We start from the raw sequence: 26,523 nt of genomic DNA, 5'->3' as shown, positions 1-26,523 counted from the left end.
GCGTAGCGGCGGACACCCCTGAAATCCCCGAAGCTGGACAGTTTAGATGGATTGCTCTAACAAAAAATCGCACGATCGTGCTTAAATTCGGTTCAAGATTCAAATTTCTCTTATAATCGAACGCACAATCAGCACTTGATCCGTCATTTTTATAATTTCCCAAAGGCATAGCTATGAAAGTCTTGGTACCCGTCAAACGCGTGGTCGACTATAACGTCAAAGTCCGCGTCAAGAGTGACGGCACTGGCGTCGATACCGCCAACGTCAAAATGTCGATGAACCCTTTCGATGAGATCGCGCTGGAAGAAGCGATGCGCCTGAAAGAAGCCGGCAAGGTCACTGAAGTGGTCGCCATCTCCTGCGGCGTGACGCAGTGCCAGGAAACCCTGCGCACGGCCATGGCCATCGGCGCCGACCGCGGCATCCTGGTGGAAACGACGACCGAACTGGAACCGCTGGCCGTGGCCAAGCTGGTGAAATCCCTGGCCGAGAAAGAACAGCCGCAACTGATCATCCTGGGCAAGCAAGCCATCGATGACGACAGCAACCAGACCGGCCAGATGCTGGCAGCCCTGCTGGGTTGGCCGCAAGCCACGTTCGCCTCGAAAGTCGTGCTGGAAGACGGCAAAGTCACCGTCACCCGCGAAGTCGACGGCGGCCTGGAAACCCTGGCATTGACCTTGCCAGCGATCATCACCACCGACCTGCGTTTGAATGAGCCACGCTATGTGACCCTGCCGAACATCATGAAGGCAAAGAAAAAGCCGCTCGAGACCGTCAAGCCGGAAGACCTGGGCGTCGACGTTGCGCCACGCCTGAAGACCCTGAAAGTCGTCGAGCCAGCCAAGCGCTCGGCCGGCATCAAGGTCCCGGACGTCGCTACCCTGGTCGCCAAGCTGCGTACCGAAGCCAAGGTTATCTGAGCGGTTTGCCGCCAAAACATAAAATCTGGGGTCAGACCCGGCGGGTCTGACCCCGGCACTTGCTAACTATTAGGAATAATCATGGTCGCATTAGTTATTGCTGAACACGACAACGCTACCTTAAAGGGCAGCACCCACCACACCGTGACCGCGGCTGCCCAGTGCGGCGGCGACGTGCACGTACTGGTCGCAGGTTCGAACGCATCGGCTGCCGCCGCTGCCGCCGCGCAAATCGCCGGCGTGACGAAAGTCATCGTGGCCGACGCGCCATATTTTGCCGACGGCCTGGCCGAAAACGTGGCCGAGCAAGTGCTGGCCATCGCCGGCAACTACAGCCACATCCTGGCGCCAGCCACCGCCTACGGCAAGAACATCCTGCCGCGCGTGGCCGCCAAGCTGGACGTGGCGCAAATCTCGGAAATCACCAAGGTCGATTCCCCTGACACCTTCGAGCGCCCGATCTACGCCGGTAACGCGATTGCCACCGTGCAATCTGGCGACAAGATCAAGGTCATCACCGTGCGCACCACCGGTTTCGACGCGGCTGCCGCCACCGGCGGTTCGGCTGCCACCGAAACCGTCGCCGCCGTTGCCGACGCCGGAAAATCGGCCTTCGTGGGCCGCGAACTGGCCAAGTCCGACCGTCCTGAACTGACCGCCGCGAAAATCATCGTGTCGGGCGGCCGTGGCATGGGGTCGGCCGAGAACTTCCACATCCTGGAACCGCTGGCCGACAAGCTGGGCGCCGCCATGGGTGCGTCGCGCGCCGCCGTCGATGCCGGCTTCGTGCCGAACGACTGGCAAGTGGGCCAGACGGGCAAGATCGTCGCGCCATCGCTGTACATCGCCGTCGGCATCTCGGGCGCGATCCAGCATCTGGCCGGCATGAAAGACTCGAAAACCATTGTCGCCATCAACAAGGATCCGGAAGCGCCGATCTTTGCCGTGGCCGACTACGGCATCGTGGGCGATCTGTTCGAGATCGTGCCGCAACTGGTGAAAGAACTGGGCTAATTTAAACCCACACAGGTTTTGTATATTGCAAAGCCACGCCGGCCCGCCCCACACGGCGAGCCGCGCGTGGCTTTTTTCTTGGAGAAAAGAAGATGAGCTATCAAGCCCCGCTGAAAGACATGTTGTTCGTGATGAACGAACTGGCCGGCCTGGCCGAAATCCACACCTTGCCGGGCTGCGAAGACGCCACGCCCGACACGGCTGAAGCCGTGCTGGAAGAGAACGCCAAGTTCTGCGGCGGCGTGGTGGCCCCTTTGAACGGCCCCAGCGACAAGGAGCCGAGCTTCTGGCATGACGGGCAAGTGACGACCTCGAAAGGCTTCAAGGAAGCGTTCAAGGCCTACGGCGAAGCGGGCTGGCAGGGCGTGCAGCATCCGACCGAGTTCGGCGGCCAAGGCTTGCCCAAGCTCCTGGCCACGCCGTGCATCGAAATGCTCAACTCGGCCAGCATCTCGTTCGCCCTCGTCGCCCTGCTGTCGGACGGCGCCATCGAAGCACTGCTGACGGCCGGCAGCGACGAACAGAAAGCTGTCTACCTGGAAAACCTGGTGTCGGGCAAGTGGACGGGCACCATGAATCTGACGGAGCCGCAAGCCGGTTCCGACCTGGCCGCCGTGCGCACGCGCGCCGTGCCGCAGGACGATGGCACCTATAAAGTATTCGGCACGAAGATTTTCATCACGTACGGCGAACACGACATGGCGGAAAACATCGTCCACCTGGTGCTGGCCCGCACGCCGGACGCGCCCGCCGGCGTGAAAGGCATCTCGCTGTTCATCGTGCCGAAATTCCTCGTCAACGCGGACGGCAGCCTGGGCGCGCGCAACGACGCGCACTGCGTGTCCATTGAGCACAAGCTGGGCATCAAGGCCAGCCCGACAGCCGTGCTGCAGTTCGGCGACCACGGCGGCGCCATCGGCACCCTCGTGGGCGAGGAAAACCGCGGCCTCGAGTACATGTTCATCATGATGAACGCGGCCCGCTTCGGCGTGGGCTTGCAAGGCATCGGCCTGGCCGAGCGCGCCTACCAGCAGGCCGTGGCGTTCGCCAAGGACCGCGTGCAGTCGCGCGACCTGGCCGGATCCAGCGGCCCCGTTTCCATCATCCACCACCCGGACGTGCGCCGCATGCTCATGTCGATGCGTTCGCAAACGGAGGCGGCGCGCGCGCTGGCCTACGTGGGCGCGGCCATCAGCGACGTGGCGCACCACCATCCCGATGCGGATGTGCGCGCGGAAAGCCTGGCGACGTATGAATACCTGGTGCCCGTGATCAAGGGCTGGGCCACGGAAATGTCGCAGGACGTCACGCGCGATGGCGTGCAAGTGCATGGCGGCATGGGTTTCATCGAAGAAACGGGCGCCGCCCAGCATTACCGCGACGCCAAGATTCTCACCATCTACGAAGGCACGACGGCCATCCAGGCGAACGACCTCGTGGGCCGCAAGACGGTGCGCGACGGCGGCGCCGTGGCGAAAGCCATCATCGCCCAGGTGCGTGCCACGGAAGCCCAGTTGGGCGAGCTGACGGGCGCCGACTTCCAGGCCATGCAGCGTCACCTGGCCGAAGGCAGCGCGGCCCTCGAAGCGGTCGTGGAATACGTCGTGGCGAACATGAAGACGGACATCAAGGCCGTGTTTGCAGGCAGCGTGCCGTACCTGAAACTGGCCGGGATCGTGCTGGGCGGCTGGCAAATGGCGCGCGCGGCCGTGGTGGCGCAGCAAAAGCTGGGCGAAGGCAGCGGCGACGCCGCGTTCTACAAGGCGAAAATCGCCACGGCCCGCTTCTTTGCCGACCACATCCTGTCGCAAGCGCCAGGACTGCGCGCCACCATCATCGACGGCAGCGCCGGCGTAATGGCGCTGTCGGAAGAGCAGTTTTAAGTTGCATCCTTGCCGGTGACTGCCGGCTGAATGCAAAAAAGCGCTGGAGATCACTCTCCAGCGCTTTTTTTAACCCCAAAAGCAAATTCCGGGGTCGTACCCTCAGGGTACGACCCCGGCCTTTCTTGGGTTCAGCTTACCTTCTGGCAATGCCATTACCCGAATTGCGCACGAGGTCGCCAGCAGCCAGCCCTGGATCCTGATCAAACGCGAAGTCAGCCTTGGCGCCCGTCTCGTATTGCACGGTGACGGTCCACGTCTTGGCGTTCTTCATGTGGCCTTCGACTTGCTTGCCGGCATACGCGCCGCCAGCGGCGCCGGCCAGGGTGGCCAGGTCCTTGCCGCGTCCGCCGCCGACCTGGCGGCCCAGCAGGGCGCCGGCCACGCCGCCGCCGATCATGCCCAGGGCGCCGCCTTCGCCGGCTTTTTCAGTGACGTTGACTGCCAGCACCTTGCCGCACTCGGCGCAGATCTGCTGGGCTGGCTTGCTGTTCTGGCCTGCATACGAGTTGCCGGCCTTTTGCGCGGCCTTGGCGTTGATGATGGCCTGGTCGTATTCGCCCTTGGCGTCGCGCAGGCATTGCATGCGGGCTTTCGAGCTGGTTTCTTCTGCGCACAATTTCTTGTCGTCCGCGTAGCGGGTGCTGGCTTGCTTCGTGTCGTACGCGTATTGCGCCTTCGGCGACAGGTTTTGCGCGAAGGCGGAGGTGCTGAACAGGGCCGTGACGGCAACTGCGAGGATGAGTGGGCGACGAATCATGATCTTCTCCTAGGGGGTGTTAAATGAACCAGTAATGTCGGCATTGTGAATGCAGTATAGAGGAAAATCATGATTGCTTACCAACACTTACATGTCCGTGCGGTGCGCCTTGATGGTGGTGGTTGCCACATGGAAATTAACCGTAGGCGCCGCCTGTGTACAGCAGGTCGAACAGGCGCGCCATGGTGGCGATCAGCACGCCCGCGCCTAGCATCAAGGTAGCGACCAGCACGACGGCCAGGGGCCAGCCCGTGTCGGACGCGCGGCCGGAGGCGGCGTTGTAGCGCGCATCCCATTTGTCGTCCGGCATCAGGCCCAGCACCAGCGCTTCCAGGAAGCCGCCCAAGGCGGACAGGGTCAGCGGCAATATCTGGTAAAACCAGTCCGCGTCGGGAAACAGCTGGCGCAGCAGCAAGCTGGCGGGCAGGGCGGCCAGGTGTAGCCAGCCCCAGCGGTCCTTGGCGCCGTGCAGGTAGAAGCGGTGGGCGCCCAGGCAGCCCAGCAAAAAAGCCAGCAGGCTGGTGAATGCCTTGTTCTTGTGCGACTGTTGCAAAATGGTAGCGGTGGTCATGGGACTCCAGAGTTGCTCATCGGTAAAGATTGTCAGTATCGGTCATTCCCTGCCGCAACGATAGCACTTTCGTGCCGTGTTCAGGCGATGCTGACGCGTGCCGGCGCCGCCTGGACGTGGCATCGGCGGCACGATACACGCACGCGCCTATTGCGTCTTCGGCCATGACTGGTCATAATGTTTGATTAGCCCAAATTACACGCCCGTCATCATAACGCTTGCTGCCTGGCGGTAAAGCGCGCTATAATTTGCGGCTTTTTCCGCCTCAGCACACTTTTTGGAAATATTATGGTCGTTATTCGTTTAGCTCGTGGAGGCGCCAAGAAGCGCCCGTTCTTCAACATCGTCGCTACTGATTCGCGCAATCGCCGCGATGGTCGCTTCATTGAGCGTATCGGTTTTTACAACCCGATGGCGCAAGGTGGCGAAGTTCCACTGCGTATCACCGCAGACCGTCTGGCCTACTGGCAAGGCGTTGGCGCACAATTGTCGCCAACCGTTGCTCGCCTGGTAGCTAGCAACAACAAAGCAGCAGCTTAATTAGATCACTGGTTTGACGGTCAAGACTGCATCCGGGGTGAAAGTCCCCGATGACCTGGTACAGGTAGGCTATGTCTCCGGTGCCTATGGCATTGCTGGCGGAGTCAGGATCACTCCTTTCTCCGACGATGCGGATGCATTATTAAGCGTCAAAACCTGGTGGTTTGATAAACCGACCTTGCATGATGTTCAAGTCAGGCAAGCGAAGTTACACGGCGGCGACGTCGTGGCCCAGCTGGTGGGTGTGGTCGGGCGGGATGCCGCAGAAGCGCTGAAAGGCGTCTCTGTGCAAATTCCGCGTAGCCATTTCCCGACGCTGACGGCCGATGAATTTTATTGGTCCGATCTGATCGGACTGACAGTCGAGAATTTGCAAGGCGAGTGCCTCGGCACAGTGCACGACATGATGAGCAATGGTCCGCAGTCGATCTTGCGCGTTACGCCCGTCGCCACTGCTGATGAGACCGTTGAAAAGGCGCCTGAGCGCCTGATCCCGTTTGTTGGCCAGTTTGTCATTAACGTTGACAAGGCCGCCAACAAGATCACGGTCGACTGGGGCCTCGATTATTAAACCGCCTGCGCTTAACAATGCGCCGGGCAAACTTTGCAGGATGGTGAGCGATGCAATTTGATGTCGTGACCCTGTTCCCGGAAATGTTTGCCGCGCTGACGCAGTCGGGTGTGACCCGGCGCGCCTTCGAGCAGGGGAAATGTGGCTTGTCGCTGTGGAATCCCCGTGATTTCACGACCGACAATCACCGTACCGTGGATGACCGCCCGTATGGCGGCGGCCCCGGCATGGTGATGATGGCCCGTCCCCTCGAAGCGACAATTACTGCCGCGAAGCAACGCCAGACCGCATTGGGACTGGCGGCGCCCCGCGTGGTGTTCATGTCGCCGCAAGGCCGTCCGTTGACGCACGAGCGCGTCACGCAGCTGAAAGCCGAACCTGGTTTGGTGATCCTGTGTGGCCGCTATGAAGCCGTGGACCAGCGTTTGCTGGACCGTTGCGTCGACGAGGAAATCAGCGTCGGCGACTTCGTTTTGTCGGGCGGTGAATTGCCTGCCATGGCGCTGATGGATGCGGTGATCCGCCTGTTGCCGGGTGTCTTGAACACCGAGGCATCGGCCATCGAGGACAGCTTCGTCAATGGCTTGCTCGATTCGCCGCACTACACGCGGCCGGAAACATATGAAGGTATGGCCGTGCCGCCCGTCTTGATGGGTGGCAATCATGCCGAGATCGTCAAGTGGCGCCGCCAGCGCATGCTGGAAGCGACCGCGACAAAGCGGCCTGACCTCTTGGTCAGTGCGCGCGCCGCCGGCTTGCTCAGCAAGACCGACGAAAAATTCTTGGCCAGCCTGTAAGCCGTCTCCGGACGGCCGGCAGGGTGGCCAGTAGTGCCGGGCATGTTGCCCATATTGTGTTACCCATCCTCTACCGGGCGGATACTTGCTATCCACAGTGCGCCGGCATGATGGTTTTCGGAGTGTTAAAAATGGACTTGATTCAACAATTAGAGCAGGAAGAAATTGCTCGTCTGGGTAAAACCATTCCTGAATTCGCACCAGGCGATACCGTTATCGTCAGCGTCAACGTAGTCGAAGGTACGCGCAAGCGCGCCCAGGCTTACGAAGGCGTCGTTATCTCCCGTCGTAACCGTGGCCTGAACTCGAACTTCATCGTTCGCAAGATCTCGTCCGGCGAAGGCGTTGAGCGTACGTTCCAACTGTACTCGCCGCTGATCGCTTCGATCGAAGTGAAACGCCGTGGTGATGTTCGCCGCGCCAAGCTGTACTATCTGCGTGAGCGTTCGGGTAAATCGGCGCGTATCAAAGAAAAATTGCCAAATCGCCGCGTTGTGGCGAAAGCAAGCGCGTAATATCAGCGTCTGCGTTGGGAAAAGGGTGCCTCAGGGTGCCCTTTTTTTTATGGTGACACCTGGCCAAACCTGCTGCGCGTCGGTATAGGCAGCCTGCGATGCTCACCGTGCTAGAGCACGGTTGCGCGTCTCGGCTACCTCTTCCTTCCGCGCGCGACGCTTTTGCCAGGTGCTTTTAATCATGAGGGAGGGGCAATGGCCACCATCGCATTTGATCCCAAACAACTTGCCATCGATTCGATCGCCGGCGAGGCGGCGCTGGACGCCGTGCGCCTGACGCCGGACTGGCTGCGCCAGCGCCTGGCAGAACAGCCCGACTGGCAGCCCGAGATTACCCAGGATTTCCTTTCCGCCCGCGCCGTGCCCGTGCGCGCCGCCGTACTCATTCCCCTCGTGCAACGCCCGCAAGGCTTGACCATCTTGCTGACCATGCGCACGGACCACCTGAGCAGCCATGCGGGGCAGGTCAGCTTTCCCGGCGGGCGCAGCGAAGCCTTCGATGCGTCGCCTATCGCCACGGCCCTGCGCGAAACGGAAGAAGAAGTGGGCCTGGCGCGCGAGCACATCGAAGTGCTCGGTTGCCTGCCCGACTACCTGACGGGCACCGGCTACCAGGTCACGCCCGTGGTGGGCCTGGTGACGCCGCCGTTCGAGCTGCGCGCCGATCCGTCGGAAGTGGCGGAAATCTTCGAAGTGCCGCTGGCTTTCCTCATGGATGGCATCAACCATCAGCGCCTGTCGGTGGAATTGCCGGGCGGACGGCGCTCGTTCTACGCCATGCCGTACGAGCGCTTCTACATCTGGGGCGCAACCGCCGGCATGCTGCGCAATCTGTTTCACCTCTTGCGCGCGTAAAATGGCCTCCTGCACGTAATAAGTTTGATTCCAGCACTGCACTGCGCTATCGTAGCGGGCATTGCGGTATTGCTGAAAAAGACAAAAAGGACGTTTGATGACATTTCTCTCCATACTTTGCGCATTGCTGATCGAGCAGCTCAAACCTTTGCGCGCGGACAATCCGATCTACGCCGAAATCAAGAGCCTGGCAATGCGCATGGAGACCTGGTTCAATGCCGGCCATGCCAACCACGGCCGCATGGGCTGGTTCCTCATGATTGGCGTGCTGATGGTGCCGACGGCAGGCATTTACTGGCTGTTGCAGCATTATCAGCTGACCCTGCTGGCCTTTGCCTGGAACGTCCTCATCGTCTACCTGACCCTGGGCTTTCGTCACTACAGCCATTACTTTACGTCGATCCAGCTGGCCCTGAGCGCCGGCGACGAAGCGACCGCGCGCACCTTGCTGGCCGAGTGGACCAAGCTCGACACGGTGGGCATGGAAGCGAGCGAAATCGCCCGCATCGCCGTGGAAAAAGCCCTGGTCACCACGCACCGCAACGTGTTTGGCGTGTTCTTCTGGTTCCTCATGCCGCTGGGCCCTGCCTGCGCCGTGATGTACCGCGTGGCCGAATACCTGGCGCGCGCCTGGAACGAGCCCGAGCACATGCGCAATGAAGCGTTCGGCCAGTTCGCCGCGCGCGCCTTTTACTGGATCGACTGGATCCCCGTGCGCCTGACGGCCGTGGCGTTTGCCGTGGTCGGCAATTTCGAGGATGCCATCTATGCCTGGCGCAATTTCGCCCAGCGCTGGCAGGACGAGGCCATTGGCATCATCCTGACGGCAGGCGGCGGCGCCATGGGCGTACGCCTGGGCACGCCAGCGGAAACGGCGGCCCGCGTGCTCGTCACGCCGGACATGGCCGTCGATGACAGCGACAGCGAAAGCGATATCCTGCCTGGCGAAGAGCCGGGTGCGCGCGCCTTGCAGAGCACGGTGGGCCTCGTCTGGCGCGCCTTGCTGCTGTGGATGCTGCTGTTGTTGCTGATGTCGGGCGCCGTTTTCCTCGGCTGACGCGGGCGCACACGCGCCATCCATGCGCCTTGCGCGTGGAACAAGGTTAAAATAGGGGCTGGCGCGTGATGCGTGCCGGCCCCTGTTTGCATCGTCAGGGCAGATCGAGGTAGAACCCAAGTCTTCTATAAGATATAATACTGGCTTACCGCAGCAAACGTAGTTGAATTACCAGCCCGGCCTACCCGCCGGGGCCATTCACGCAATCCAGTCCCGACAAGCCACATGGCCGAGTTATCTCAAAAAACAGGGGAACTCTCAGACGAGTTCTTCATCCTTGGTCTCACCAGCAATGGCAAGCAATTCCGACCCAGCGATTGGGCCGAGCGCCTTTGTGGAGTGATGTCCTGTTTCAATCCCGAAGGCGGCGGGCGCAATGCGCACCTCCAGTATTCGCCCTACGTGCGCCCGACCGTCGTCAATGGCGTCAAGTCGGTGGTGGTCAACACCAAGCTGCGCGAGATCGAGCCGATGGCGTTTCACTTCGTGCGCGAATTTGCCAAGGATAACGACCTGCAAATCGTCGAAGCCTGCTTCCTGCCGCCCCCCGAAGAAAAGTAAGATCGTTTCAATTGATGTGCCTCAAACCCGCCACGGCGGGCTGGCGTAGCGTGGACACTCTGCCTCAAACGGAGTGGCGACATGCGTATCGGCGACATCTGTACCCTGCACACCATCCATTGCCAGCGTGACACCAGCGTGCAGGACGCGGCGCTGCTGATGCGCCAGCACCATGTGGGCGACCTGATCGTGGCCGAACAGCCAAACGGCGAACGCGTGCCCATCGGCATCCTCACCGACCGCGACATCGTCATTTCCGTCATCGCCCTGGGCCTCGACCCGGCCAGCCTGCTGGTGGGCGACATCATGAGCGCGCAGCTGCTCACCGCCAGCGAAGACGAAGACGTCTACGACATCATCGAACGCATGCGCATCAACGGCATCCGCCGCCTGCCTGTGGTCAACAGCCTGGGCGCGCTCTCGGGTGTCGTCAGCATCGACGACCTGCTGGCCTTCCTGGCCGAAGAGATGGCCGAGCTGGCGCGGATCAGCAGCGGCCAGCTCGTACATGAAACGCGCACGCGCAAATAAGTCCGCATTGCGCAATTCCAATCAAATCCTCGTTACTCGAAAATGCTACAGTCGCTGCTCGTTCAACGGGAAGCGTTCATGCATTATCTGGCCAAGGCACTCTGGTATATCGAATCGCATTATGCGCAGAATCTCTCGCTCGGTGACATCGCCCGCGTGGGCGGCGCCTCGCCGTATCACCTGACGCGTGCGTTTGGCCTGGCCACGGGCCACTCCGTGATGCGTTATGTGCGGGCCCGCCGGCTCAGCGAGGCGGCGCACGCGCTGGCCCAAGGCGCGCAAGACATCCTCGCCGTCGCCCTGGAAGCAGGCTATAGTTCCCATGAAGCATTTACGCGGGCCTTTCGCGACCAGTTCCATGTCACGCCGGAAAAGGTGCGGGCCCAGCGCCACGTCGCCAACCTCGCGCTGGTGGACGCCATCAAAATGGATGTGGCGCCAGGCGTTCCCCTGGAAGCGCCCCGTTTCGAGCAGGGACCCGCCTTGCTGGTGGCGGGACTCGTCGAACGCTATCGCGCAGAAACGGCTGCCGGCATCCCCGCCCTGTGGCAGCGCTTCCTGCCCCATGTGGCGCCCGGCCAGCTGGTGTATGGCGTGTGCTGCAACAATGACGACGCAGGCAATTTCGATTACCTGTGCGCCATGCCGGTCAGTGACTTTTCCCAGGCACCCGATGGCTGGACGCGGCTGCGCATCGCCCCGCAGCGCTATGCCGTGTTTTATCACCGCGGGCATATTTCCACCATCCGCGCCACCTGGCGCACGGTGTGGAACGAGTGGCTGCCCCGGTCGGGGCTGGAAGTGGCCGACGCGCCCGACTTCGAACGCTACGACCGGCAATTCGATCCCGCCAGCGGTGTTGGTGGCGTGGAAATCTGGCTCCCCTTGAAAGCATGAGCATGCTCAATACCTTGTCTGCACCAGCCCTGTTCGCCGGTGGCGCCTCGCTGCGCCAGCGCCTGCTGCAAATTGCCGCCGCGCTGACGGCCGGCCTGCCCCTGTACTGGGTGCTGGGGCCGCAGCCGCTGGGCCCGCTGGCCTGGTGCGCGCCGCTGCCCGTCCTGTGGCTGGCCCTGCGTTCGTCGCGCCGCGATGCGGCCTGGATGACGTTGCTGGCCGCCATGCTGGGCTTGTCATCGAACCTTACTTATTTCCGCCTGCTGATGCCCTTGCCGGCCGTGCTGGCCGCGATCACCGTCAAGGCGCTGCTGTGGCTGCTGATGGTGCTGGCCACGCGGCGCCTCGTGCTGCGCTATCGGGCAAACTGGACGGTGCTGGCGTATCCCGTGCTGTGGGTGGCCATCGATACGCTGATGGCGGCCTTGCTGCCGGACGGTAACTGGGGCAGTCTCGCGTATTCGCAGGCGGATAACCTTGCCGTGCTGCAGGTGGCGGCCCTGGCGGGCGTGCCTGGACTGCTGTTTTTGCTGTGCCTGGTGCCCTCCGCGCTGGCCTTGCTGCTGGCCGGCGGCCGCGCGTATACGCCAGCGGCGGGTGCGGCCGTGTTGCTGCTGGCAGCGGCGTTCGCCGGTGGCGCCTGGCGCGTGCACGGTGCCCCGGTATCTGGCGGGCCGCTGGCGGGGCTGGCGGCCATCGATGACTTTATCGGCCCGGCCACGCCGTCGGCGCGCGCGCAAGCCATCTGGGACCAGTACGCGCGCCACGTCGAACAATTGGCCGGGCAGGGCGCCAGGCTGGTGCTGTTGCCGGAAAAGATAGCGGTGCTGGCGCCTGAGCAGGCGGATGCCGTGCGGCAGCGTTTCCAGGCGCTGGCGCGCAGCACGGGCGCGTGGATCACCGTGGGTGTGGGCGTGCAGGACGCTGCCGGCCGGCGCAACCTGGCCTGGTTGTTCGCGCCCGATGGTGCCGCGCCCGTCAGCTATCAGAAACATCATCTGGCGCCGCCCGAGCGCGAGTTTCTTGCCGGCGGCGCGTTTGCCGTGCAGCCGGTGGCGGGCCAGGCCATGGGCCTGGCCATCTGCAAGGACATGCATTTTGCCTCCCTGGGGCAGGCGTATGGCGCGGCCGGGGCGCAAACGATGCTGGTGCCGGCCTGGGACTTCCAGTTGGACGCCTGGATGGGGGCGCGCATGACGGTCGTGCGCGGCGTGGAAAACGGTTATGCCGTGCTGCGCGCGGCGCGCGAAGGCAAGCTGACGGTCAGCGATGCGTATGGACGTGTGCTGGAGGAGCGGGCCAGCAGCGCCATGCCCGGCAGCACCTTGCTGGCGCCGCTGCCGGCGTACCCGCCCATTGCCACCTGGGCCGGGTGGCTGGGGCCGCTGTTCGGCTGGCTGTGCGTGGTGCTGGGTGTGATGTTGCTGTGCGTGGGCCGCCGCGCCAGCCCTGCTGTCTGATGGGTGGTGCACCGTTTTGCTGCAATGCGCAAAACCGCATTGCGCGGCCTTTTTTATATTCCCGCGCAGGCCGCCGCATAATCGCCGACTATGATTGCACCATTGCCCTGCATATTGAAACGCGATGCCGGCATATATATTGCACCGCAATAAGTGGTGTTATCTGGTATTGCTGAAATGGAGTGGCTGGTATTAATTGGTACTTAATTCAGCCACGAAGTCATACATATCGCCGCGGAAGTAGGAGCGGCAAAATTCCACGGCGCGGCCATCGCGCAAAAAGCCCAGCCTTTCCACCGACAAGCCCGCGTCGCCTTCCTCCGCCTGCAGCAGGCTGGCCTGCTCCCCCGTCAATAAAAGCGCGCTCAGCCGCTGCAAGGCGCGCACGGGCCGGTTGCCCGCCTGTTCCAGCGCGTCGTACATCGATACGTCGACGGCGTCGAGCGCCGGCAGGCAACTGGCGACGATGGTCGCGTATTCCAGGCACATCGGCACCTCGTCCGCATAGCGGATGCGGTGGAAGCGGTACACGGGCGCGCCCGGCGACAGCCGCAGGCGCAAGGCCTCTTCCGGCGTCACGGTACCCTCTGCGCGCTTGAGCCACACGCTGCGTGGCGTGCGTCCGCGCGCGCGCATGTCTTCGGAAAACGAGGTCAGCTTGGCGAAGTTTTTCTCGATACGCGTATTGATGAAATTGCCCGAGCCGGGACGGCGCACCAGCAAGCCCTCGTTGACGAGGCCATCGATGGCCTTGCGCACGGTGATGCGCGAAACGGCCAGGTCGCTGGCCAGCTGGCGCTCGGCCGGCAGGGCTTCGTCGGGGCCGAGGATGCGCTTGTCGATCGCTTCGCGCAGCGCGCGCTGCAGTTGCTGGTACAGGGGCAGGCTACTCGTCTGCCCCAGGCCTTGCATGATGTGAGCCAGGGTTGTCATACGCTGAGGGTCTCCGTTACGGCGCGTTGCAGACGCGCTCTGTATCTGTTTTGTGTCGCTGGATAATACCAAAAAAGACCGTTGTAAAACCAATTTGAATTATCAGGCCGGCAATTTATGCATGGTCCCGCTGGTATTTAACGCGCCCACACGGGCTACAAATTGATTTCGGTGAAGTGGTCTGTGTGATTCAAACAACGTTATAAAAAAAAAGTTGCAACTGGTAGTGTTCTGGTATTGGATAGTAGTATATTGGCGTTGAATTGGTTTTGTAAGTGGTTGTGCCGAAGGGTCTGCAGCATGCCGCGAGAGTGGGCGGGCTGGAAAGAAGACCTACGTTAAAAATGAAAAGGTTCCAATCCTGGGACCTAAATCAAGGGGGAGTACATGAAACGCAATTTGACAGCTAGCTCTGCAGCACGCAATTTGACGCCTATCGCCGCTGCTGTGGCTATGTTGATGGCAGGTGCGAGTTTCTCGGCGCATGCGCAGGAAGCCGTGACAGCCAAGCCGGCAGCAACGGCTGAAGTTGATGAAGGCCAGACCGTCGTCGTGACGGGTATCCGCGCATCGCTGCAACAATCCTTGAACCAAAAACGCAATTCCGACAGCCTGGTCGAAGTGATCACGGCTGAAGACGTGGGCAAGATGCCTGACAAAAACATCGCCGACTCGCTGCAACGCGTGCCAGGCGTCAGCGTCGCCGCTGCGGGCGGCAACGAAGGCAGCTTTGGCGAGAATGACCGCGTGGCACTGCGCGGCACACCGTTCGGCCTGACCCTGACCACCTTCAATGGCCACTCGGTCAGCAGTGGCGACTGGTTTGCCGACAACATCATTGGCGGCGGCCGCAGCGTCAGCTTCTCGCTGTTCCCATCCGAACTGATCGGCCGCGTCACCGTGCATAAAGGTTCGCAAGCGAACCTGCTGGAAGGCGGCGCACAAGGCGTGATCGATATCGAATCGCGCAAACCGCTGGACTTCAAGAAACAAATTACGGGCCAGGTCAGTCTGGGCGCCGTGTACTCGTCCAACTCGGGCAAGAAAGATCCGCAAGTAAGCGGCATGCTGAACTGGAAGAACGATGCCAACACCATGGGTGTGATGGTGCAGGGCTTCTATCAGAAGCGCAAACTGAGCCGTGTCGGCCAGGAAAATGGCGTCTGGTATGACGGCGTTGCCGCGGATTCGGCAGTCGCTGGCGCCTTGCCGGGTTCGGCCGGTGGCCGCGTCAACTACATGGGCGGCACCGCCTGGTTCGAACAGGAACGCACCCGCAAGGGCGGCCTGATCGACGTGCAAATCAAGCCTACCAGCGCGCTGACCCTGGACTTCACCCTGTTCCATTCCGAACTCGATGCGCCGAACATCAACCATAACTTCATCCAGACCGTAGGCCTGGAAACGGGCAGCAAGGGTGGTTACCCTGTCGGCAACGTCAGCGGCACCTACAAGGGCGGTATCGTCACGGGCCTGCACACCACCGTGCCAGCCAATTGCGGCGCCGTCTGCGCCGGCTATTCCAGTGCCGTGCAGGAAGAGTTCAGCCGTCCTGTGGCGGAAAGCAAGTCCGACTTCTTCAATATCGATGCCAAATACCGCGTCAACGACCGCCTCACCTTCTCGGGTAAAGTCGGCACGACCAAGGGCGTCGGCAACACGGAAAGCGGCGCACTGGGCGTTTGGATGCCTTGGACGGGCGGCGGCTACACCCAGAACGGCGCCAGCCATGGCGTGATCTACGATACCCCGGGCGCGAACAAGTTCTCGATCGGCGGCCGTCAGGCAACGCCTTACACCTACGGTTCGCACGTCACCGCGAACGACAAGGAAACCTATGGCCAGATCGACGGCATCCTGAAACTGGACCTGCCAGCGATCTCGTCGGTGGAATTCGGTGCCCGCGTCGCGGAACACAAGCGTGACCTGACCGCCATCGGCATCGTCGCCAAGCCTTCGCTGGGCGTCACCGCCAATCTGCCGATGGATGGCCTGACCTCGTTCCCAAGCAACTTCAAGGACCTGGGCGTGAACGGCGCCGGCTACTGGACGTTCTCGCAAGCGAGCGTCAACAAGTGGCTCAAGGATAACGCCACGTACCAAGGCAACCTGCGCCAGTCCGAGTTCAACATCAAGGAGCCGACCCAGTCGGTGTACGCGATGGCGAACTTCGGCACGGAAGGCTTGTCGGGTAACTTTGGCGTGCGTTATGTACACACCAAGGAAGACGTCAACCGCTATGAGCTGAACCCGGCTGCTCAGTACGAAATCAAGAACTACACCAACACGTACAATGATTTCTTGCCTAGCGCCAACTTCCGTCTGGATGTGACGAAGGATATCATCGGCCGTTTCGGCATCAGCCGCACCATGGCCCGTCCTGAACTGGGCATGATGGCAGGCCTGGATCTGCGCGACAACCAGCTCGACGGCAACGCCGGCAATCCTAACCTGCGTCCTATCCGCTCGAACAACGCCGACATCGGCGTGGAATGGTACTTCGCGCCGAAATCGATGGTTTCTGCTGGCATCTTCTACTCGTCGCTCGATGGCTATGTAACCTACGGCAAGGGTGTGACGACGTTCTACAACCAGTTGCAGAACAAGTTCACCCAGTATGAAGTTGGCACGCCAACCAATACCACGGCGGAAGTCAAGGGCCTGGAACTGTCGTATGTACAAGCGCTGCCAGCAGGCTTCGGTGTGAACGCCAACTACACCTATACCGATGGCAAGGAAACGGGCAACGTCAAGGGTTCGCCATGCGGTGATTTCGGCGAATGCACGATGATCGGCACCTCGAAAAACGCGTATAACATTGGCGCGTTCTTCGAGAACGACAAGTTCAGCGCACGCCTGACGTACAGCTACCGTTCGGAATTCCTGAACGGTACCTCGCGCCGCAGCGCCGCCTACCAGGCTGGCATCGGTGGCCTGTCCGCATCGATCGCCTACCAGCTGACGGAGAACCTGGCCATCACCCTGGACGGCAAGGACCTGAACAATCCACTGTCACGTTCGACCATCAAGACCCCTGGTTCGGATGACATGCCAGGCGCGTTCTACAAGAACGGCCGTCAGATCTACCTGGCACTGCAAGGCAAGATGTAAGACGTTTTATGTAGTTGATGCCCCCCGGCGGACACCCGGGATGGCATGACAATGGCGGAGCGCAGCTGGCTCCGCCATTTTTTTTATTGCAAGATGCTTTTCTTTACATGGTGGGATACTTCCGATGACTTTACACGCAATGCTGGCTTGCTTCGCCTGCGCGCTGCCGCTGGCCGCCTCCGCCGCTCCCGCCGCTCCCGCCGCACCCATCTTCGCGCCGGAAGTGGTGGCCTACTATCCCGGCTGGAAATCGGCCGATTTTCCCGTTAACGAACACAATATTCGCGCTGGCAATGTCAGCCTGATCCAGTATGCGTTCGCCGACATCTGCTGGGATGGCGAACATGGCAACCCGGCACCCGATGGCGGCGGCGTGAGCGTTTGCCTGGATGCACAGGGCCAGCCTTCCCGGCCAGCCAATGGCAGCATCGTGCTGCCGGCACCGCAAGCCGATGCCGACAACTTGCGCAAGCTCAATGCACTCAAGCAAGGTCATCCACGGCTGCGCGTCCTGCTGTCAGTGGGCGGCTGGATCTGGTCGAACCGTTTTTCGGACGTGGCCGCCACGCCGGCCGCACGCCAGGCATTCATCGCTTCCGCGCTGGAGCTCGTGCGCCGTCACGGTCTCGACGGCATCGATATCGACTGGGAGCATCCGGCCACGGGGGGAATCCCCTGTATCGAAGGCAAGGTCTGCCACCGTAGCGGCGACAAGGAAAACTATGTGCGTTTGGCTAGCGAACTGCGCAGCGCCTTCGAGCAGGCGGGCAAGCAGGATGCCGGCCGCCATTACCTGATCACCATCGCCGCCGGCGCGCATGCCAGCCTGAGCGACGACAGCGATGCCGCGCCCGGCTGGATGGCCCGCCTGGCGGCGCAGCTGGACTGGATCAACCTGATGACGTATGACTACCGCGGCGTGTGGGATGCCGAGAATGGCCAGCTGGCGCCCTTGTATGCCGACCCGGCCGATCCGCAGCGCGACAAGGCTTTGCATGCGGACGCCACCGTGACGCGTTTCCTGCGCGCCGGCGTGCCTGCTGACAAGCTGGTGCTTGGCGTGCCATTCTATGGCTATGGCTGGAAACAGTGCGCCCCCGGTCCCCACGGCGACGGCCTGTACCAGCCTTGCCAGGGCGCGGCCAGCGGTAATGACGGTACGCCGACCTTCACTTACCGGCACCTGATCGAACACGGCTACCTGGCCGATGGCAAGGGCGCGCGCGGCTTCCAGCGCCATTGGAATGCCGGGTCGCAAGTACCGTATCTGTACAACCGCGACAGCGGCGTCTTCATCAGCTATGAAGATGCGCAATCGCTAGCCCATAAAGTGCGCTATATCCGCGACAAGGGTTTGCGCGGTGGCATGTTCTGGGAATTGAGCGGCGATGCGCAGCACGTGCTGGGTACGGCCCTGGTGCCCATCCTGAAAGGGGCGCAGCCATGAACCAGCGCTACCTCGCCCTCGACGTCCTGCGCGGCCTGACCGTCGCCCTGATGATCGTCGTCAATACACCGGGCGACTGGGGCAGCGTGTATGCGCCGTTCCTGCATGCCGAATGGCATGGTTTTACCCTCACGGACCTCGTCTTTCCCAGCTTTCTGTTTGTCGTCGGCAATGCGCTGGCCTTTGCGCTGAATAAATATGAAAACCTCGGCCATCGCGCCGTGCTGGGCAAGCTGTGCAAGCGCAGTGCGCTGATCTTTTTACTGGGTTTCTTGCTGTACTGGTTCCCCTTCTTCAAGATCGACGATGCGGGCCAGTTCGCCTGGTCGCCGCTGTCGCACACGCGCATTCCCGGCGTGCTGCAGCGCATCGCCGTGTGCTACCTGGCCGCGGCCCTGATCCTCCATTACTGGAAGACGCGGGGCGCGCTCGTCTTCAGCGCCTGTGCCTTGCTCGGCTACTGGGCCATCCTCGCGGCTTGGGGCGACTACAGCTTGCACGGCAACGCGCCGGCCAAGCTCGATTTGATCTTGCTGGGTGACAGCCATTTGTACCACGGCGAAGGCATCGCCTTCGATCCGGAAGGTATCCTCGGCACCTTGCCAGCTATCGTCAATGTGATTGCCGGCTATCTGGCGGGCAGCTTCGTGCGCCGGACGGCGCCGGCGCAGCTGCGTGCCGCGCTGTATCGGCTGGTGGTGGCCGGCGTCATCTGCGTGGCCGTGGCCCTGTGCTGGAACGAGGTATTCCCGATCAACAAAAAGCTGTGGACCAGCTCTTACGTGATGCTCGGTATCGGCCTGGACTTGCTGCTGCTGGCGCTGCTGATGTTCGTCATCGACGTGCGCAAGGTCACGGGCTGGACCTACTTTTTTGAAGTCTTCGGCAAGAACACGCTATTCATTTATCTGGTGTCGGAAGTGCTGGTGATCATCGCGTTTACCGTGCGCACCGGTGGCGGCAACCTGTATCAGTGGCTGTATCAGCACTGGTTTACGGGCTGGGCGCCGGCGCGCGTGGGCTCCTTGCTGTTTGCCGTCAGCTTCATGCTGCTGTGCTGGCTGATCGCCTATTTCATGGACAAGCGCAAGATCTACATCAAGGTCTAAAACTTTAACTTCAAGCCGTAACGCGTGGCCACGGCCGTCAACAGCAGCATCAGGGCGGTGACGGCGGCCGCGTTCCACAGGCCGGCCGCGCCGCCCGTCTCCCAATACGGCCACCAGAAGCGCGGCAGGTGCAGCACGGCCGCCAGTTGCTGCCACAGGTCGGGCACTATGTAGGCGAACAGGGCATTGGTGCCGGCGGGCAAGAGCACCACGGCCCAGGCACGCCAGCGCCACACGTCGATGACGATGTAAAACACGAGGAACAGGGCCAGGATGAGGGCGCTGCACACGAGTGTGTAGGATTCCGTCGCCGCGATCTTGTTGATGTGGTGATACGGCCGCAGCAGCATGCCGGCCGCGAACAGGCCCAGCGCGAACCATGCCATGAAGCGGATGCGCTGCCCATGGCTCAGGGCGGCGCCCCGCAGGAACAGCTGGCCGACCAGGGTGCCGGCCAGCACGTTGGCCGCCGTCGAACCGAGCACTTGCGGCACGTTGACGAAGGTGTTGATGCCTGCCGGCAGGAAATCGAGGCTGCCCGCCGTGCCGCCCATGTACAGCGCGAGCAGCAGGGCAAACATGCCCATCAGGGCCATGCCGTTGCCCCGGCACGCCAGGTACAGCAAGCTGCACAGCAAATAGGACCAGCCTATCATGCCGAGGATGCCCCACCACGACGGTTGCAGCCAGGTGCTGGAAAATTCCGCGTTCAGTTCGCCGCGGAACGTCGCCAGCAGGAACAGCATCAGGACGCCGCCCACAGCCAGCTCCAGCTTGCCCGCGCCCTGGCGCCACAGCAGGATCATGGCCACATAAAACAGCAGGAAGTACAAAGCCTGCGGCAGCGGCGCCGCCTGCGCATCGTAGCGGTAGGCGTTGGCCAGCACGACGCCGGCCAGCATCAGGCTGGCGGAGCGCCACAGCAGGCGCCCCAGCAAGGTCGGCGTGACGTGGCCGCAATGGCGCTGCAAGGCCAGCGGTATGGCCATGCCGACCATGAACAGAAAGCCGGGAAAGACCAGGTCGGGCATGGTGATGCCGTCAGCGCGGGGACCCGCATGTTCGAGCCACCAGGCAATGCCGGGCATGCCGGCCAGGTAGTTGACCCAGATCATGATGACGATCACGCAGCCGCGGAAGGCGTCCAGGCTGGTCAAGCGTTCGGCGGCGGTGGCAGTGGCGACAGTGGCTGGCGGCATGGAAGAATGAAAAAGGTCGAAAAAAAAGCAGCCCCGGCGTGAGCCGGGAACTGCCTTGCGCATGCTGGCGGGAGCGGGAATTACTGTGCCGCTGCTGCCGGTGCCGCCGCTGCCGTGGCAGGACGGTTCAGCCACAGGATCCAGTAGCGGGCCAGGTCGCCCACGCCGTCGCCGCCCTTGACTGTTTCCAGTACCTTTATGGCATCGTCTTTCTTGCCAGCCATGGCGTAGGAATAACCGAGGCGCAGCTTGGCGTCTTCTGGACGCTTCAGGCCGCCCTTGGCGATGCCTTTCTCGATCAGGTCGATACCTTTGTCGAACTGGTCCATCGTCACGAAGGCGTAACCGAGGTTGATCAAGCCCGTGCCATCCTTGCTCTTCATGGCCGATGCTTCGCCGCTGGCGATGTTTTTCGCATCGTCCGCGGCAGCCTTGCTGGCCTGGTCACGCAGCTTCTTGTGCTTGGCGGCACTCGCGCCCGTACCCAGCACGCCTTTGGCAAAGCCCGCGTCCAGCACTTTTTTCGCTTCCGTCGGGAAGGCGTTTTGCAAGGCGATTTCAGCCATGTCGCTGTAATCTTGCGGCGGCATGGTGCCCACGGCCTTGAATTGCAGGCGCAGCACGTCGAGTGCGAAGCGGTCGGAATAGCCGGCCTTGCCTTGCAAGCGGCCCAGCAGGTCGCTCCAGTAGTCGTCCGACGGGTAGTAGCGCACCAGGTTTTCCATGGCGATCAGATAGGTGGCCGGATCCTTGCTTTTCGAGCCCGTGTTGGCCAGTAATTGCAGTTCTTCGATGGTCGGCGTCTTGCCCGCTTGCTGCTTGGCCGTCACGTCAGCCATCAGTTCCTGTTTCGCGCGCGCGAAATCATTGCTGAAGTAATAGGCGCGGATGATGTAGGGACGCACGGTGGCCACGTCGCCTGTTGCCGTCTGGTAACGGGTGAACCATTTGATGGCGTTCGGGTAATCTTTGGCGTTGTAGTGGTAGTTGGCCAGCGCCTGGATGAAGTCGCCTTCCGATTTCTTGTCCAGCTTGCCCGATTCGATGACCGCTTCCAGCGCCGTCATGGCCATAGGCGCATTGTTGGTGGTCGAGGCCAGCGCCACGCGCAGGCGGTTCAGCACGAACGTTTCATACGGCGTCAGGGCCGGAATGGCGGCAGCCTGGTCGATGCGGCTTTGCACGTCGGCGTAGTTTTTGGCATCCATCGATGCCTTTACGGCGGTCGGATCGAGCAGCTTGAACACTTCAGGGCGTACCGAATCGGCCGGGGCGGCGGCGGCGGCGGCGGCCGGCTTGGCATCCTGCGCGTGCGACAGGGATGGCAGGACATTGAGGCCGATGGCGGCCAGGAGCAGGCTAAGGCGTGCAAGACGGAATTGGGACATGGGTTATCCTTCAATCAATAACAAAAATACGCACCGGCACTGGCAGCCGCAACATCGTGTAGTAGCATTGCCAGAGGGGCAAGGAAGCTCGAAAAAATACATTTCTGCCAGTCTGTCTGCACAAGTCAAACAGAAGCGGCATGATACAAAACGGCTATTGTCACATAAACGGCTGAGCGGGTGCGGCAAACGTGCGCGCCAGGGCTTGCCCTTTGGCATCGAACAGCAGGCAGCGCTGCGGCGGCAGGTGCAGGCGCATGGCGTCGCCTGCGTGGCGCAAGCCTTCTTCGGCCGGCAGCTTGACGGCCAGCATCTCGTTCACACCCGGCATGCTGGCGTAAACGATGGCCACGTCGCCCAGGTATTCCACATGGCTGACGGCCGCGTCGACGACGTTGCTGCCCGGAGTGCCCCCGTGCTGCAGGCTGACATGCTCGGCGCGTACGCCCAGGGTCAGCTGGTCGCCCGGCGCCACGCCATCGCCGTGCGCATCGACGTCGATGACGGCGCCGCTGGGCAGGCGCACGGCCACGGAACCGGGGCCGCAGGCGACGGCCTCGCAAGTGATGAAGTTCATCTTCGGCGCGCCGAGGAAGCCGGCCACGAACAGGTTGCCGGGATTGTTATACAGTTCGTGCGGACTGCCCACCTGCTCGATGCGCCCGCCGTTGAAGACGACGATGCGCTCGCCCAGGGTCATGGCCTCGACCTGGTCGTGCGTGACGTAGATCATGGTGGTTTTCAGTTCCTGGTGCAGGCGCGAAATCTCCACGCGCATCTGCACGCGCAACGATGCATCGAGGTTCGACAGCGGTTCGTCGAAGAGAAAAACCTTGGGTTTGCGCACGATGGCGCGGCCGATGGCAACGCGCTGGCGCTGGCCGCCCGACAGGTCTTTCGGCTTGCGTTTCAACAGCGGCGTGATCTGCAGGATGTCGGCCGCGCGCTCGACGGCGGCGCGCACCTCGGCCTTTTTATGTCCTGCCAGGGAGAGGGCGAAGGCCATGTTTTCGAACACCGTCATGTGCGGATACAGGGCATAGCTCTGGAAGACCATGGCCAGGCCCCGCTCGGCCGGCGCGATATCGTTGGCCAGCTGGCCGCCGATATGCAGCTCGCCGTCCGTGATGTCTTCCAGCCCCGCGATCATGCGCAGCAGCGTTGATTTGCCGCAGCCGGACGGCCCCACGAAGACGACGAATTCGCCGTCGCGGATATCGAGGTCGATGCCGTGGATGACGGGGTGCTTGTCGTCGTACAGCTTGACGATATTTTTTAATGCGATATGTGCCATGAAATGCTTCTATCCTAGCTTGCGCTGGCCGGCGCGGAGGTGGCGCCGGCGTCAGATGGGTCGGAGGTATCCTTCGGGCCGATGCGCATGAAGCGCGACAGGATCAGCACGGGCACGGCCGACACAAGCACCCACAGGAAAAAGGTCTTGTAGCCGAGCGCCGTCTGGATGTCGCCGCTGATCATCTTGAACAGCACGAAGCCGAGCTGCATCACGCCGGTGGCGAACGCATAGTGGGCCGTCTGGTACTTGCCCACGGAGACCACCTGCATCATGAACAGGATCAGGCCGACGAAGCCGAAGCCGTAGCCGAACATCTCGACGCTGAGCGCGGCCGTGATCAGGGGCAGGTCGGTCGGCATGCTGTGGCTCAGGTAGTAGAACACCAGGTTCGGCAAGTTCATGGCCAGGATCAGGAAGAACATGGCGCGCTTGAGGCCCAGCCACGACGTGAAGTAGCCGCCACCGATGCTGCCCAGCAGGAAGGCGACGGTGCCGGCCGTGCCGTACACGGCGCCCACTTCCGTCGTCGACAGGCCCAGTCCCCCCAGTTCGCGCGCTTCGCGCAGGAACAGCGGGCCGATGGTCTGCACTTGCGCCTCGCCCGCGCGGAACAGGATGATGAAGGCGATCATGCCCCAGATGCCGGGCTTTTTCAGGAAGTCCACCAGCACGTCCCACAGGGTGCGGCTGATGCCAGCCACGCTCTTGTCGGCCACGGTCGCGTTGCGCACCTGCGGCAGCGCCCACAGGTGGTAGGCGGCCAGCGACAGCATCATGGCGCCGATGATCAGGAAGATCACCGACCAGGCGGGCTTGATACCGATTTTCTTCTCCAGGTAGCCGGCCAGGATCACCAGGCCGCCCAGCGAGATGAACTTGCCCGCATTGAAAAAGGCGCCTTGCCAGCCCGCGTAGGCCGCCTGCTGCTTGTCCGACAGGCTGGCGATATACAGGCCGTCGCAGACGATGTCGTGCGTGGACGAGGCCAGCGCGGCGACGAACAGCACGGCGATGCAGGCGGCGAACCACAGCGGCGTTTGCAGCGCCAGCGCGATCTGGCCCAGGCTCAGGCCGCCAAGGAACTGGAACAGCACCACCATGGTCTTCTTGCTCGACGCCAGTTCCAGGAAGGGGCTCCACAGCGACTTGAAGACCCAGGCAAAGCCGATCAGGCCCGTCCAGCGGGCGATCTGGTCGTTCGGCACGCCCATGCTCTTGAACATCAGGCCGGCCACCAGGGCCACGGCGTAGAACGGCAAGCCCTGGGCGAAGTACAAGGTGGGCACCCAGGTGATCGGGCTGCGTGCTTTTTTACTGATGCTGATGCGCTGGTCGTGCATGGAGGCTTCCTTATCGAGAGACGTTTTCATTTGACTGCGCCGTCCATGCCGCGCATGAAGAAGCGTTGGGTAAACAGGAAGGCGAGCAGCGTCGGCACGATGGTGATCAGAGTGCCGGCCGCGATCACGCGCGTGCTGCTGCCGAAGGTGCCGCGCAAGTACAGCACGCCCACCGACAGGGGGAATTCATCGGGTTTGCTCATGACGATGGAAGGCCAGATGTATTCATTCCACGATTCGACGGCCGTCAGGATGCCGACGGTGGCCAGCCATGGCGTAATCAGCGGCAGCATGATGCGGCTGAAGATCACCCACTCGGATGCGCCGTCGACACGCGCCGCGTCGATCAGGTCTTGCGGCACTTCCTCGAACGCCTGCTTGAGCAGCAAGATGGCTACGGCCGTCACCACGTTGGGCAGGATTACGCCCGTGTAGGTATCGACCAGGCTCATTTGCGTGATGGTGATGAAGTTGACGAGGAAGTTGACCTCGGACGGCAGCACCAGGGTGGCCAGGATCAGGCCGAACACGAGTTTGCGGCCGCGGAATTTCAGGCGCGCCAGCGGATACGCGGCCAGTGAACACAGCAGCAGTTTCCAGAACACGGTGAACACGGCGATCAGCACGGAGTTCTTGAAGAACGACCAGATCGGGATGGCATTGAACACTTCGATGAAGTTGTCCAAGGACGGCGCCTTCGGCCAGAAGGTGGGCGGAAAAGCGAAGATATTGCCTTCCGTGGAAATGGCCGTCACCAGGGTCCACCAGAAAGGGAAGACGCAGACGACGGCGATGGCGCACAGCACGGCGTAGTGGCCAGCGTATTGGCCAATGAGCTGCAGGCGCGTTTTCAGGGGGCGGGAGCGGAGTTTCATGGTCATTCCCGGTTAGCGGTGCTTCGGTTTCAGATAGCGCAGGCACAGCAGGGCGATGGCGATGCAGAACAGCGAGACGACGAAACTGGCCGCCAGCGCGCGCGGCAGTTTCAAGTGTTTGAGGCCCTGGTCATACGCGTAGTACAGCGCCGTGAAGGTGGAATTCATCGGCCCGCCCTGGGTCAGCACGTCGACTTCCTGGTACGCCTTCAGGGCCGCCAGTACGGACAGGATGGAGCACAGCATGATGGTGGGGCGCAGCATCGGCACGGTGATTTTCCAGAAACGCTGCCAGCGGTTGGCACCATCGAGCATGGCCGCTTCCTGCATGTCCGACGGTATCGATTGCAGGGCCGCCAGATACATCACCATGTACCAGCCCAGGCCGCGCCACAGGGTCACGAACATGACGGCAAACAGGGCCAGACTGTCGTTCGACAGCCAGCCCACGGGTGCATTCACCAGTTTCAACGTCATCATCACGTAGTTCAAGGCGCCCTGTTCATGGAACATGAAGCCCCACATGATGCCGACCACGGAAACGGTGGTCACCACGGGCACGTAGAAGGCGGCGCGGAACAAACGGATGCCGGGCAGGCGGTTGTTTACCAGCACCGCCAGCACGATGGCGCCCACCTGCACGAAGGGCACCATCAGCAAAAACATCAGCGAGTTTTTCAGGCCCGAGACGAACATCTCGTTGTTGAAGATGTAGCGGAAGTTGTCGAGGCCGACGAAGCGCGTCTCGCGTATCAGGCTGTAGTCGGTAAACGCCAGCACGGAGCCATAGCCGACGGGCCAGAAGGAAAAGGCGGCCAGCAGCAGCAGGGCGGGAGTCAGGAACAGCCAGGCTTGCACGGTGTGGCGGTGGGCGAGTTTCATCATGTCC

At 62.0% G+C, this 26,523-nt stretch carries 25 protein-coding genes; 16 read left to right on the top strand and 9 right to left on the bottom strand.

Annotated elements, in window-relative coordinates; all coding sequences use genetic code 11:
• Positions 1-173 precede the first annotated feature (173 nt).
• The 3 genes from MRBLMS1_RS23395 to MRBLMS1_RS23385 all read left to right on the top strand — a co-directional run bounded on the left by MRBLMS1_RS23395 (position 174) and on the right by MRBLMS1_RS23385 (position 3,820).
• On the top strand, positions 174-923 hold the full coding sequence (locus MRBLMS1_RS23395; protein WP_034759884.1) for an electron transfer flavoprotein subunit beta/FixA family protein: 750 nt from the start codon (positions 174-176) through the stop codon (positions 921-923).
• Positions 924-1,004: 81 nt separating this feature from the next.
• The gene (locus MRBLMS1_RS23390) at positions 1,005-1,937 is read left to right on the top strand and encodes an electron transfer flavoprotein subunit alpha/FixB family protein (protein WP_034759881.1); all 933 of its coding nucleotides are present in this window, start codon (positions 1,005-1,007) and stop codon (positions 1,935-1,937) included.
• A 92-nt stretch (positions 1,938-2,029) separates the two neighbouring features.
• The gene (locus tag MRBLMS1_RS23385) at positions 2,030-3,820 is read left to right on the top strand and encodes an acyl-CoA dehydrogenase (RefSeq protein WP_456148708.1); all 1,791 of its coding nucleotides are present in this window, start codon (positions 2,030-2,032) and stop codon (positions 3,818-3,820) included.
• 136 nt (positions 3,821-3,956) lie between these two features.
• Here MRBLMS1_RS23385 and MRBLMS1_RS23380 read toward each other — a convergent pair whose 3' ends face one another.
• Together MRBLMS1_RS23380 and MRBLMS1_RS23375 are read right to left on the bottom strand one after the other, a co-directional pair.
• Positions 3,957-4,580, bottom strand: a complete 624-nt coding sequence (locus MRBLMS1_RS23380) for a glycine zipper 2TM domain-containing protein (protein ID WP_070303695.1) — start codon at positions 4,578-4,580, stop codon at positions 3,957-3,959.
• A gap of 136 nt (positions 4,581-4,716) precedes the next feature.
• A complete protein-coding gene (locus MRBLMS1_RS23375) occupies positions 4,717-5,151 on the bottom strand; it encodes an NINE protein (protein ID WP_070303694.1) in 435 nt (144 codons plus the stop codon).
• Positions 5,152-5,439: 288 nt separating this feature from the next.
• Here MRBLMS1_RS23375 and rpsP point away from each other — a divergent pair, with 288 nt between their 5' ends.
• From rpsP to MRBLMS1_RS23325, 10 genes are all read left to right on the top strand, one after another.
• Entirely contained in the window at positions 5,440-5,691 is a 252-nt protein-coding gene (gene rpsP, locus MRBLMS1_RS23370; RefSeq protein ID WP_010395524.1) for a 30S ribosomal protein S16, read from the top strand.
• A gap of 13 nt (positions 5,692-5,704) precedes the next feature.
• Complete coding sequence (rimM, locus tag MRBLMS1_RS23365; RefSeq protein ID WP_058051091.1) at positions 5,705-6,262, top strand: ribosome maturation factor RimM; 558 nt, start codon at positions 5,705-5,707, stop codon at positions 6,260-6,262.
• Positions 6,263-6,312: 50 nt separating this feature from the next.
• Positions 6,313-7,059: a tRNA (guanosine(37)-N1)-methyltransferase TrmD gene (trmD, locus tag MRBLMS1_RS23360; RefSeq protein WP_046685326.1), complete on the top strand. Its 747-nt coding sequence runs from the start codon at positions 6,313-6,315 to the stop codon at positions 7,057-7,059.
• Positions 7,060-7,190: 131 nt separating this feature from the next.
• Positions 7,191-7,574, top strand: a complete 384-nt coding sequence (gene rplS / locus MRBLMS1_RS23355) for a 50S ribosomal protein L19 (RefSeq protein WP_010395528.1) — start codon at positions 7,191-7,193, stop codon at positions 7,572-7,574.
• Between the two features lie 195 nt (positions 7,575-7,769).
• A complete protein-coding gene (locus tag MRBLMS1_RS23350) occupies positions 7,770-8,429 on the top strand; it encodes a CoA pyrophosphatase (RefSeq protein WP_456148709.1) in 660 nt (219 codons plus the stop codon).
• 97 nt (positions 8,430-8,526) lie between these two features.
• Entirely contained in the window at positions 8,527-9,486 is a 960-nt protein-coding gene (locus MRBLMS1_RS23345; protein WP_034759859.1) for a CobD/CbiB family protein, read from the top strand.
• 225 nt (positions 9,487-9,711) lie between these two features.
• Positions 9,712-10,047, top strand: a complete 336-nt coding sequence (locus MRBLMS1_RS23340) for a DUF3579 domain-containing protein (RefSeq protein ID WP_029496213.1) — start codon at positions 9,712-9,714, stop codon at positions 10,045-10,047.
• Positions 10,048-10,128: 81 nt separating this feature from the next.
• The gene (locus MRBLMS1_RS23335; protein ID WP_485882275.1) at positions 10,129-10,578 is read left to right on the top strand and encodes a CBS domain-containing protein; all 450 of its coding nucleotides are present in this window, start codon (positions 10,129-10,131) and stop codon (positions 10,576-10,578) included.
• Positions 10,579-10,656: 78 nt separating this feature from the next.
• Complete coding sequence (locus tag MRBLMS1_RS23330) at positions 10,657-11,475, top strand: AraC family transcriptional regulator (RefSeq protein ID WP_485882272.1); 819 nt, start codon at positions 10,657-10,659, stop codon at positions 11,473-11,475.
• Positions 11,472-12,935 carry a nitrilase-related carbon-nitrogen hydrolase gene (locus MRBLMS1_RS23325; RefSeq protein WP_485882270.1) on the top strand — a complete coding sequence of 488 codons (1,464 nt, stop codon included), beginning with the start codon at positions 11,472-11,474 and terminating at the stop codon, positions 12,933-12,935. The genes MRBLMS1_RS23330 and MRBLMS1_RS23325 overlap by 4 nt, the downstream gene beginning before the upstream one ends.
• Positions 12,936-13,127: 192 nt before the next feature.
• Here MRBLMS1_RS23325 and MRBLMS1_RS23320 read toward each other — a convergent pair whose 3' ends face one another.
• On the bottom strand, positions 13,128-13,868 hold the full coding sequence (locus MRBLMS1_RS23320; RefSeq protein ID WP_034759852.1) for a GntR family transcriptional regulator: 741 nt from the start codon (positions 13,866-13,868) through the stop codon (positions 13,128-13,130).
• A gap of 459 nt (positions 13,869-14,327) precedes the next feature.
• Here MRBLMS1_RS23320 and MRBLMS1_RS23315 point away from each other — a divergent pair, with 459 nt between their 5' ends.
• From MRBLMS1_RS23315 to MRBLMS1_RS23305, 3 genes are all read left to right on the top strand, one after another.
• On the top strand, positions 14,328-16,979 hold the full coding sequence (locus MRBLMS1_RS23315) for a TonB-dependent receptor (RefSeq protein ID WP_181877898.1): 2,652 nt from the start codon (positions 14,328-14,330) through the stop codon (positions 16,977-16,979).
• 124 nt (positions 16,980-17,103) lie between these two features.
• A complete protein-coding gene (locus tag MRBLMS1_RS23310; RefSeq protein ID WP_485882269.1) occupies positions 17,104-18,426 on the top strand; it encodes a glycoside hydrolase family 18 protein in 1,323 nt (440 codons plus the stop codon).
• Positions 18,423-19,535, top strand: a complete 1,113-nt coding sequence (locus MRBLMS1_RS23305) for an acyltransferase family protein (protein ID WP_485882267.1) — start codon at positions 18,423-18,425, stop codon at positions 19,533-19,535. Before MRBLMS1_RS23310 ends, MRBLMS1_RS23305 begins: the two co-directional genes overlap by 4 nt.
• Here MRBLMS1_RS23305 and MRBLMS1_RS23300 read toward each other — a convergent pair.
• From MRBLMS1_RS23300 to MRBLMS1_RS23275, 6 genes are all read right to left on the bottom strand, one after another.
• Positions 19,532-20,734, bottom strand: coding sequence for a DUF5009 domain-containing protein (locus MRBLMS1_RS23300; RefSeq protein ID WP_485882265.1), 1,203 nt, complete (start codon positions 20,732-20,734; stop codon positions 19,532-19,534). The genes MRBLMS1_RS23305 and MRBLMS1_RS23300 overlap by 4 nt on opposite strands.
• 80 nt (positions 20,735-20,814) lie before the next feature.
• The gene (locus MRBLMS1_RS23295) at positions 20,815-22,122 is read right to left on the bottom strand and encodes a tetratricopeptide repeat protein (protein ID WP_139090255.1); all 1,308 of its coding nucleotides are present in this window, start codon (positions 22,120-22,122) and stop codon (positions 20,815-20,817) included.
• Between the two features lie 160 nt (positions 22,123-22,282).
• The gene (locus MRBLMS1_RS23290; protein ID WP_485882263.1) at positions 22,283-23,416 is read right to left on the bottom strand and encodes an ABC transporter ATP-binding protein; all 1,134 of its coding nucleotides are present in this window, start codon (positions 23,414-23,416) and stop codon (positions 22,283-22,285) included.
• 14 nt (positions 23,417-23,430) lie between these two features.
• A complete protein-coding gene (locus tag MRBLMS1_RS23285; protein ID WP_485882261.1) occupies positions 23,431-24,759 on the bottom strand; it encodes an MFS transporter in 1,329 nt (442 codons plus the stop codon).
• Positions 24,760-24,785: 26 nt separating this feature from the next.
• Positions 24,786-25,634 (bottom strand): carbohydrate ABC transporter permease, encoded by an 849-nt coding sequence (locus MRBLMS1_RS23280; protein WP_436482744.1) that lies wholly within the window; start codon positions 25,632-25,634, stop codon positions 24,786-24,788.
• A gap of 12 nt (positions 25,635-25,646) precedes the next feature.
• Positions 25,647-26,519 carry a carbohydrate ABC transporter permease gene (locus tag MRBLMS1_RS23275; RefSeq protein WP_485882259.1) on the bottom strand — a complete coding sequence of 291 codons (873 nt, stop codon included), beginning with the start codon at positions 26,517-26,519 and terminating at the stop codon, positions 25,647-25,649.
• Positions 26,520-26,523 lie beyond the last annotated feature (4 nt).

Origin of the sequence: Massilia sp. LMS1-1-1.1 (assembly GCF_040815535.1) — a bacterium.
GTDB classification, from domain to species: domain Bacteria; phylum Pseudomonadota; class Gammaproteobacteria; order Burkholderiales; family Burkholderiaceae_D; genus Janthinobacterium; species Janthinobacterium aestuarii.
The sequence above is the reverse complement of the archived record's forward strand: the minus strand, read 5'-3'. Positions and strand labels throughout refer to the sequence as shown.

Bases quoted from the DNA above. Each gene is read 5' to 3' on its own strand.
- MRBLMS1_RS23330 (WP_485882272.1), top strand. From the start codon at position 10,657: ATGCATTATCTGGCCAAGGCACTCTGGTATATCGAATCGCATTATGCG.
- MRBLMS1_RS23320 (WP_034759852.1), bottom strand. From the start codon at position 13,868: ATGACAACCCTGGCTCACATCATGCAAGGCCTGGGGCAGACGAGTAGC.
- trmD (WP_046685326.1), top strand. From the start codon at position 6,313: ATGCAATTTGATGTCGTGACCCTGTTCCCGGAAATGTTTGCCGCGCTG.
- MRBLMS1_RS23350 (WP_456148709.1), top strand. From the start codon at position 7,770: ATGGCCACCATCGCATTTGATCCCAAACAACTTGCCATCGATTCGATC.
- MRBLMS1_RS23275 (WP_485882259.1), bottom strand. From the start codon at position 26,519: ATGATGAAACTCGCCCACCGCCACACCGTGCAAGCCTGGCTGTTCCTG.
- MRBLMS1_RS23280 (WP_436482744.1), bottom strand. From the start codon at position 25,634: ATGAAACTCCGCTCCCGCCCCCTGAAAACGCGCCTGCAGCTCATTGGC.
- MRBLMS1_RS23390 (WP_034759881.1), top strand. From the start codon at position 1,005: ATGGTCGCATTAGTTATTGCTGAACACGACAACGCTACCTTAAAGGGC.
- MRBLMS1_RS23310 (WP_485882269.1), top strand. From the start codon at position 17,104: ATGACTTTACACGCAATGCTGGCTTGCTTCGCCTGCGCGCTGCCGCTG.
- MRBLMS1_RS23385 (WP_456148708.1), top strand. From the start codon at position 2,030: ATGAGCTATCAAGCCCCGCTGAAAGACATGTTGTTCGTGATGAACGAA.
- MRBLMS1_RS23375 (WP_070303694.1), bottom strand. From the start codon at position 5,151: ATGACCACCGCTACCATTTTGCAACAGTCGCACAAGAACAAGGCATTC.
- rplS (WP_010395528.1), top strand. From the start codon at position 7,191: ATGGACTTGATTCAACAATTAGAGCAGGAAGAAATTGCTCGTCTGGGT.
- MRBLMS1_RS23305 (WP_485882267.1), top strand. From the start codon at position 18,423: ATGAACCAGCGCTACCTCGCCCTCGACGTCCTGCGCGGCCTGACCGTC.
- MRBLMS1_RS23285 (WP_485882261.1), bottom strand. From the start codon at position 24,759: ATGCACGACCAGCGCATCAGCATCAGTAAAAAAGCACGCAGCCCGATC.
- MRBLMS1_RS23335 (WP_485882275.1), top strand. From the start codon at position 10,129: ATGCGTATCGGCGACATCTGTACCCTGCACACCATCCATTGCCAGCGT.
- MRBLMS1_RS23395 (WP_034759884.1), top strand. From the start codon at position 174: ATGAAAGTCTTGGTACCCGTCAAACGCGTGGTCGACTATAACGTCAAA.
- MRBLMS1_RS23340 (WP_029496213.1), top strand. From the start codon at position 9,712: ATGGCCGAGTTATCTCAAAAAACAGGGGAACTCTCAGACGAGTTCTTC.
- MRBLMS1_RS23295 (WP_139090255.1), bottom strand. From the start codon at position 22,122: ATGTCCCAATTCCGTCTTGCACGCCTTAGCCTGCTCCTGGCCGCCATC.
- MRBLMS1_RS23300 (WP_485882265.1), bottom strand. From the start codon at position 20,734: ATGCCGCCAGCCACTGTCGCCACTGCCACCGCCGCCGAACGCTTGACC.
- rpsP (WP_010395524.1), top strand. From the start codon at position 5,440: ATGGTCGTTATTCGTTTAGCTCGTGGAGGCGCCAAGAAGCGCCCGTTC.
- MRBLMS1_RS23315 (WP_181877898.1), top strand. From the start codon at position 14,328: ATGGCAGGTGCGAGTTTCTCGGCGCATGCGCAGGAAGCCGTGACAGCC.
- MRBLMS1_RS23345 (WP_034759859.1), top strand. From the start codon at position 8,527: ATGACATTTCTCTCCATACTTTGCGCATTGCTGATCGAGCAGCTCAAA.
- MRBLMS1_RS23380 (WP_070303695.1), bottom strand. From the start codon at position 4,580: ATGATTCGTCGCCCACTCATCCTCGCAGTTGCCGTCACGGCCCTGTTC.
- MRBLMS1_RS23325 (WP_485882270.1), top strand. From the start codon at position 11,472: ATGAGCATGCTCAATACCTTGTCTGCACCAGCCCTGTTCGCCGGTGGC.
- MRBLMS1_RS23290 (WP_485882263.1), bottom strand. From the start codon at position 23,416: ATGGCACATATCGCATTAAAAAATATCGTCAAGCTGTACGACGACAAG.